Annotated in this window: 6 protein-coding genes; 3 read left to right on the plus strand and 3 right to left on the minus strand. The window is 72.4% G+C overall.

Annotated elements, in window-relative coordinates:
* A partial coding sequence (locus tag VMS22_05975) for a PadR family transcriptional regulator (GenBank protein ID HXJ33573.1) occupies nt 1-317 on the minus strand: 317 nt, incomplete at its 3' end.
* Between the two features lie 262 nt (nt 318-579).
* On the opposite strand from VMS22_05975, the gene VMS22_05980 reads away from it, so the two are divergent.
* The 3 genes from VMS22_05980 to VMS22_05990 all read left to right on the plus strand — a co-directional run bounded on the left by VMS22_05980 (nt 580) and on the right by VMS22_05990 (nt 4,249).
* Complete coding sequence (locus tag VMS22_05980; GenBank protein ID HXJ33574.1) at nt 580-990, plus strand: hypothetical protein; 411 nt, start codon at nt 580-582, stop codon at nt 988-990.
* A gap of 158 nt (nt 991-1,148) precedes the next feature.
* On the plus strand, nt 1,149-2,720 hold the full coding sequence (locus tag VMS22_05985; protein HXJ33575.1) for a di-heme oxidoredictase family protein: 1,572 nt from the start codon (nt 1,149-1,151) through the stop codon (nt 2,718-2,720).
* Nucleotides 2,717-4,249, plus strand: a complete 1,533-nt coding sequence (locus VMS22_05990) for a di-heme oxidoredictase family protein (GenBank protein ID HXJ33576.1) — start codon at nt 2,717-2,719, stop codon at nt 4,247-4,249. Before VMS22_05985 ends, VMS22_05990 begins: the two co-directional genes overlap by 4 nt.
* Here VMS22_05990 and VMS22_05995 read toward each other — a convergent pair.
* A complete protein-coding gene (locus tag VMS22_05995; GenBank protein HXJ33577.1) occupies nt 4,204-5,613 on the minus strand; it encodes an FG-GAP-like repeat-containing protein in 1,410 nt (469 codons plus the stop codon). The two genes, VMS22_05990 and VMS22_05995, sit on opposite strands and share 46 nt — an antisense overlap.
* The coding region (locus VMS22_06000; protein HXJ33578.1) for a hypothetical protein at nt 5,613-6,125 on the minus strand (513 nt) is incomplete at its 5' end. The genes VMS22_05995 and VMS22_06000, both read right to left, overlap by 1 nt.

A 6,125-nucleotide genomic window follows, 5' to 3' on the forward strand; every position in this document is an offset into this window, starting at 1 on the left:
ATCTCCGCTGGCGGGATGCGATCGAGAAAGGCCACCCACGCCGAGAGCTCCTCGTCTTGTGTGGCTGGCGACCGCAGCCACCCGTCGAAGGCGGTTCGACCTCCGTCGGTGATCGTGTACGGATTCCTGCGCGGGTCGGCATCGGGTGGATTGGCCGTTGCACCGATCAGTCCGTGCGCGGCGAGCTTCGCGAGCTCGCGGTAGACGTTGCCAGGGTTGACCTGCAGTCCGGTGCGAGTACGCAGCTCGCTACATACGTCGTAGCCGTGACGCGGCTTGCCCTCTCGAAGGCACCCGAGCACCAGGTGGTAAAACATTCCCCCCTACACCGCTCCTGGAGCGAGACTGCGGATCTGCGGCGAGACATAGACCCGCGCTCGCGCGAGTGTCAACCTTTTCTGCGTCGGCAAGCCGAATTCCATCACGCAGAGTCTGAATCGATGCGATGAGTCCATCGTGCTTCCGGCCGCGTCATGACGCCGCCGATCGCGCGGAAGACGACTACGCAGACAGCGCACGTGGCGGAGGTTGCCCTCCGCCAACCATCCGCGCTACGCGAGGGCCCAAGGAGGGCATCGCATGGACATTCGACGGAACGCAGGCATCGTGCTGCTCGCGTGCATCCTGTCACCGCTCGCCGTCGCGCGGGCGGGACAAGGCGTCGCGCCCGGGTGCGAGAAGATCGCCGCCGTGATGGATCAGAGCGGCGGCTCGCTCAGCGCGGACGAGGTGGCGAGCAAGACCAGCACGGACGTCGAGACGGTGCGCAACTGCATGGACCAGTGGCGCGCGGGCATGAAGGACAAGCCGGCGCCGAAGGACGCCAACGCGGCCGGCCAGAAGATGGCCCCAGGCTGCGCGAAGATCGTGGCGGTCCTGGATCAGAACAGCGGGCTCAGCGCCGACGAGGTCGCGACCAAGACGAGCACCGACGTCGAGACCGTGCGCAGTTGCACCGACCTGTGGCGGCGTACGATGAAGACGAACTGACGCGGCCGTCCGCCAGCGTGCTCGACCCGGCGAGGAACGGAGTGACTCGCCTCGGTCAGCCGGGCGTGTATCCCTGAACGCCCCGACCGGCGCTGCTCGCCGGCGATCGCCCGCTTTTCCGTCGCCATGGCGGGGGCGTCCTGCTAGGGTGCACGCTCGTGTCGGACCCGCGACGGCGACGGGTGCAGCGCTTCGCGGCGCTGGGGTTCGGGACGGCGCTCGCGCTCGCGGGTCTCGCGCTGGGCGTGCGCGCCGTTCGCGCGAAGGGTCCGGCCGTCCCGCCGAGCGCCGCGTTCGCGATCGACGAGGCCGCGGTCCCGGACGACACCGTGCTCGTGCAGGACCTCGAGCACGCCGTCGATCTCCGCCACCGCGAGCGCTTCGACCGGGTGCTCGACGCGCGCGATCCCGGCGAGCTGGTCGAGCACGCGACGCTCACCGACGGCCAGCTCGACCGCCGCACGCTCGGCATCGACGCGCTCTTCGTCGTCGGCGACGAGCTGTTCGCCTATCCGTTCCGGCCGGAGAACGGCTGGGGCAGCAAGGGCGACCGGAACCCCGACACGACGCCGCGGCTCCGCCGCATCCAGCGCGGCGCGGCCGGCGGACCCGACGCGTTCGGGTGCTTCGGCTGTCATTCGAAAGGCGGTCCGGACGGCAGCGGCACCCAGACGCAGATCGCGTTCCTGCGCGGTGACGGCGAGCGGACCGGCAGCGCGGACGTCCGCAACGCGCCGCACGTTCTCGGCCTGGGTCCGATCGCGTGTCTCGCGCGCGAGATGAGCGCCGCGCTGCAGGCGCAGGCGGCGAGTGCGCGCGAGCGCGCGGCGAAGGAGGCTCGTCCCATCGAGCAGGCCCTCGTTGCCAAGGGCGTCTCGTTCGGGCGGATCGTCGCCCGGCCCGACGGCACCGTCGACGACCACGGGATCGAGGGGGTCGACGCGGACCTCACGATCCGGCCGTTCGGCTGGAAGGGACACCAGGCCACGCTGCGCGACATGGCCGAGGAGTCGCTCCACATCCACCAGGGCCTGCTCTCGAAGCGCGCCCAGCTCGCCGTGCGCGACGGCACGCTCCCCGCCGCGGCGTACGGCCCGGGGCCGTGGTGGGACACCGACGAAGACGGCGTGTCGCTCGAGATCGACGACGGCATGCTGACGACCGTCGTCGGCTATCTCGCGCAGCTCGAGGTGCCGGTCATGCGTCCGCCGCGCGATCCGGGGCTGCTCGACATGTGGGCCGCCGGCCGCGCGCGCTTCGAGCAGATCGGCTGCGCCGGCTGCCACGTCCCCGTGCTGGAGCTCGACGATCCGAAGCTCGACGCGCGGCAGCCCGCCGGACCCGACCGCCCGCCGTTCGTGATCGACGTCGCCAAGGACGGCGACGGTCCCAAGATCGAGCCCAAGTACGCGGGCAGCACCACGAGCTACCTCGTGAATCTCTTCAGCGACCTCAAACGTCACGACATGGGACCCGGGCTCGCGAGCCCGGCGGCGCAGGGCACGATTCCGGCGAGCGTGTTCCTCACGCGCCCGCTGTGGGGCCTCGCCGAGACGGCGCCGTACCTGCACGACGGGCGCGCGCCGACGGTGAACGACGCCATCGTGCTCCACGGCGGCGAGGCGGCCGCGGCGCGCGACGCGTACCTGGCGCTCGACCACGACGGACGCGCGAGCGTCCGCGTCTTCCTGACGTCGCTCTCGCGACAGCCGAAGCTCTTCGTCCCATGACTCGACGCGCGTGTGCGATGATCGCCGCGACGGTGCTCCTCGTCGCGTGCGGCGGCGAGCCCGACGACCGACCGGCGTGGCGTGCGAGCTGCCCACCGGTCGAGCGGCCGGCGCCCCTCGGCCTCGAAGCGGGCCGCGAGGCGCACCGCCTGGCCGCGCGCCGCCAGGAGCTCCGGCTGCGCGAGGCCGCGGAGCCGGGCTTCTTCATGCGCGAGATGCGCACGCAGCTCGACCCGGCGCGCCTGGCCGCCGGGTGGGTGTGTCTCGACGAGGTCGCCGATCGCGGGCAGCTCCTCTTCGAGCACGAGTTCGACTTCGCCGACGGGCTGGGAAGCGGCAACGCCGCCCGTGCGCCGACCGGCCCCTTCCGTCGCGTGCACCAGGACCTGTTCGGCGGGCCGGAGACGATCTCCTGCCCCTCGTGCCACTGGATCGGCGGTCCGGACGGCGCCGGCGCCGAGACCGACAACGCGTTCCTCGACGGCGACGGCGAGCGTCCCGGCAGCGGCGACGCGCGCAACCCGCCCGCGCTGGTCGCGCCGGGCGTCGTCATGGCGCTCGGGCGGGAGATGACGCACGCCCTCCAGCAGCAGCGCGCCGACCTCGTGCGCGACGCCGCGCGTGCGGGCGCGACGCGCGAGGCGCGGCTCGCCGCCAAGGGCGTCGACTTCGGCGTCCTGCGCGCGAGCGCGAAGGGCGACGTCGACGGATCCGGGCTCCAGGGCATCGACGCGGACCTCGTCGTGAAGCCCTTCGGCTGGAAGGGCACGCTCGCCGACTTCTCGGACTTCGCCAGCGAGGCGCTCCAGGTCCACATGGGCGTCCAGAGCGACCGGCTCCTCGCGAGCGGCGTGCGCGAACGGCTCGGCGACGGCAAGGATCCGGGCGACCCCGACGGCGACGGCATCCGCGACGAGCTCGGGCGCGGTCCCTTCGAGGCGCTCACGGTCCATCTGGCGCTCCTCGAGATGCCCATCGTCGAGCCGATGATCCAGGACCGTCGCATCCCGGCGGCGGCGACGAACCTCCTCCCACCGACGACGACGAGCTTCGCCGCCGACTTCCAGCGCGGGCGCGATCGGTTTCACGCGGCCGGCTGCGCGGGCTGCCACCAGCCGATGATGGTCCTCGAGAGCCCCATGCTCGAGCTGGACGGGCTCCCGCCGATCGACCTGTCGCGTAGCATGCGGCAGCCGGGGCTGCGATACGATCCGCGCCTCGGCGGCTATCCCGTGTGGCTGTTCAGCGATCTGCGCCGCCACGACATGGGCCCCGGCAACGCCGCCAGGCACGTCCAGAACGGCGTCGCCACGCAGATGTACCTGACGCCGCGCCTGTGGGGTGTCGCCGACTCGGCGCCCTACCTCCACGACGGCCGCGCGCCGAGCCTCGAGTATGCGATCGCCGGACACGACGGCGAAGGCGCCGCCGCGCGCGCCGCGTTCGCGGCGCTCTCGTGGGACGACCGGGCGGCCGTTCGCGTCTACTTGATGTCGCTGCGGCGTGCGCCGCGCGTCGTCGTGCCCTGAGCGCCCGCGTCCTTCGCGGGACGCAGCACCAGCAGGTCGAGCACGCCCACACCGAGCTTGCCGCCGACGGGGTGACGGAGCGAGCTCACGAGGAGCGCCGGGCGACCGTGTCCGTCGGGATCGGGAGCCGGCCGCATGTGCCAGCCGAACCAGGAGTCCGCCTCGTCGCCGGCGAGCTCGCCCAACACGGCGCCGCTACGCGCCGAGCGAAATTCGACGCGGCCCACGCGGTCGTCGGCGTCGCGACGATACCAGGGCGCGCCGATCGCGAGATCCGTGACGCCGTCACCGTCGAGATCGCCCGCCGCGATGACCATGCGCCCGAACAGCTCGCCCGGCTGCCGGCCCGACCAATGTCGCAGCTCCTTCCCGCTGCCGCTCGAATAGATGTAGAGCTCCCCGGGGATCGAGCGGGTCTGATCCTCGGTCCCGGGCGCTGCCACGACGACATCGGCCTTGCCGTCGCCGTCGAGATCCGGAGCCGCCGCCACGACGCTCCCGAAACCGCCGCGCGGGTCCGTGCTCCGCCAGTGCTGCAGCTCCTTGCCGCTGGCAGACGACAACACCGACGCTCCGGAGACCTTCGTGCCGTCGCGCCGGCGCGCGTACGGCGCCCCGACCACGAGGTCGGCGCGCCCGTCGCCGTCGAGATCGTCGAGCCGGGCGACGTACCATCCGAAGGACCCGCCTTCGTCCTGCGGAAGGTACGTCCGCAGCACGGTGCCGTCCTTGCCGTTCAGGAGGTAGACCCGCCCGCCGTCGGCCGCGGGTGCACCCACGAAGAGGTCGGGATGGCCGTCGCCGTCGGCGTCGCCGGCGAGCGTGAGGTCCCATCCGAGGTTCTCGCTCTCGGCTTCCGGGCGTCGCCAGATCTCTTCGCCGGTCTTGGGCGAACGCGCGACGACGACGCCCCGCATGCGGCCGTCCACCGGGGCGTGGGGAGCCGCGATCACCACGTCTGCGAGCCCGTCGCCGGAGACGTCGGGGACCGGCATCACCCAGTGGCCGAACAGACCGTCCGGCATGTCGCCGTCCCACTCCCGGATCGGCGTGCCGCTCGCGCCCGACCACACCGTCGCGCTCCCGTTCTGGAGCGTCCCCTGCTGGAGCTTGAAGCGGGCGCCGGCGGCCGGGTCCGCCCGGCCGTCGCCGTCGACGTCGAGCGGCTCGCCGAAGCGGAACCCGATTTCACCCTGCGGCACGGTGCCTGCGAAGCGGCGCGCCACGCACCAGCCGGAGCCCGGGGTGGCGCAGGACGTCGTGGCCCACGCGACGCCGGGAGGAAAGGTCGAGCAGCAGAGCGCGGCGACGACGGAGAGGAGCCGGCGTCGCCAGCACTCTCGTGCCGGCGACGCCGCGCGCATCACTGACAGCAGCCCACCGAGCTCGAACCCGAGAAGTTGCACTGCAGACCGGTCTGGAGCGCGCCCAGTGTGCCCGCCGCATTGTCGAGGGGCACCTTCTGACCTCGCGAAGCGGTGTGCGCGGTTCCGTATTCCCAATTGAGGCCGGAGCCGCCCATGGCGTCGTCGTTGCACTGCGAGAGCGCGGCCGCCGTCGGATCGATCGCCCAGAAGGAGGTGACGACGCCGCTGGCCGTGTCGTGCAGACCGACGAGGTCGCCCGCGGCCGCGGCGGACTGCAGCTCCGCGTACGTGCACGCGTGCGTGCCCGTGAAGTTCGTGTTGCAGGCGCTGTTCGCTCCCGGCAGCCCGAGACTCAGGTTGTAGTTGAAGCGCCCGACGGTGGGTACGAGCGCGCCCTTCAGGATCGAGCCGCCCGACGGCATGGTCGTGCTCGTCGTGGTCGTCCCGCCGCCCGTCGTCGTGGTGACGGACTCGCAGGCCGACGGCTCGGGATCACACGGGGCCGCGGC

This window comes from Candidatus Eisenbacteria bacterium, assembly GCA_035577985.1.
Taxonomy (GTDB): Bacteria; Desulfobacterota; Binatia; order DP-6; family DP-6; genus DATJZY01.

What these genes read in the sequence shown, in the direction of transcription:
- VMS22_05980 (HXJ33574.1), top strand. Translation starts at nt 580, where the DNA reads ATGGACATTCGACGGAACGCAGGCATCGTGCTGCTCGCGTGCATCCTG.
- VMS22_05995 (HXJ33577.1), bottom strand. Translation starts at nt 5,613, where the DNA reads ATGCGCGCGGCGTCGCCGGCACGAGAGTGCTGGCGACGCCGGCTCCTC.
- VMS22_05990 (HXJ33576.1), top strand. Translation starts at nt 2,717, where the DNA reads ATGACTCGACGCGCGTGTGCGATGATCGCCGCGACGGTGCTCCTCGTC.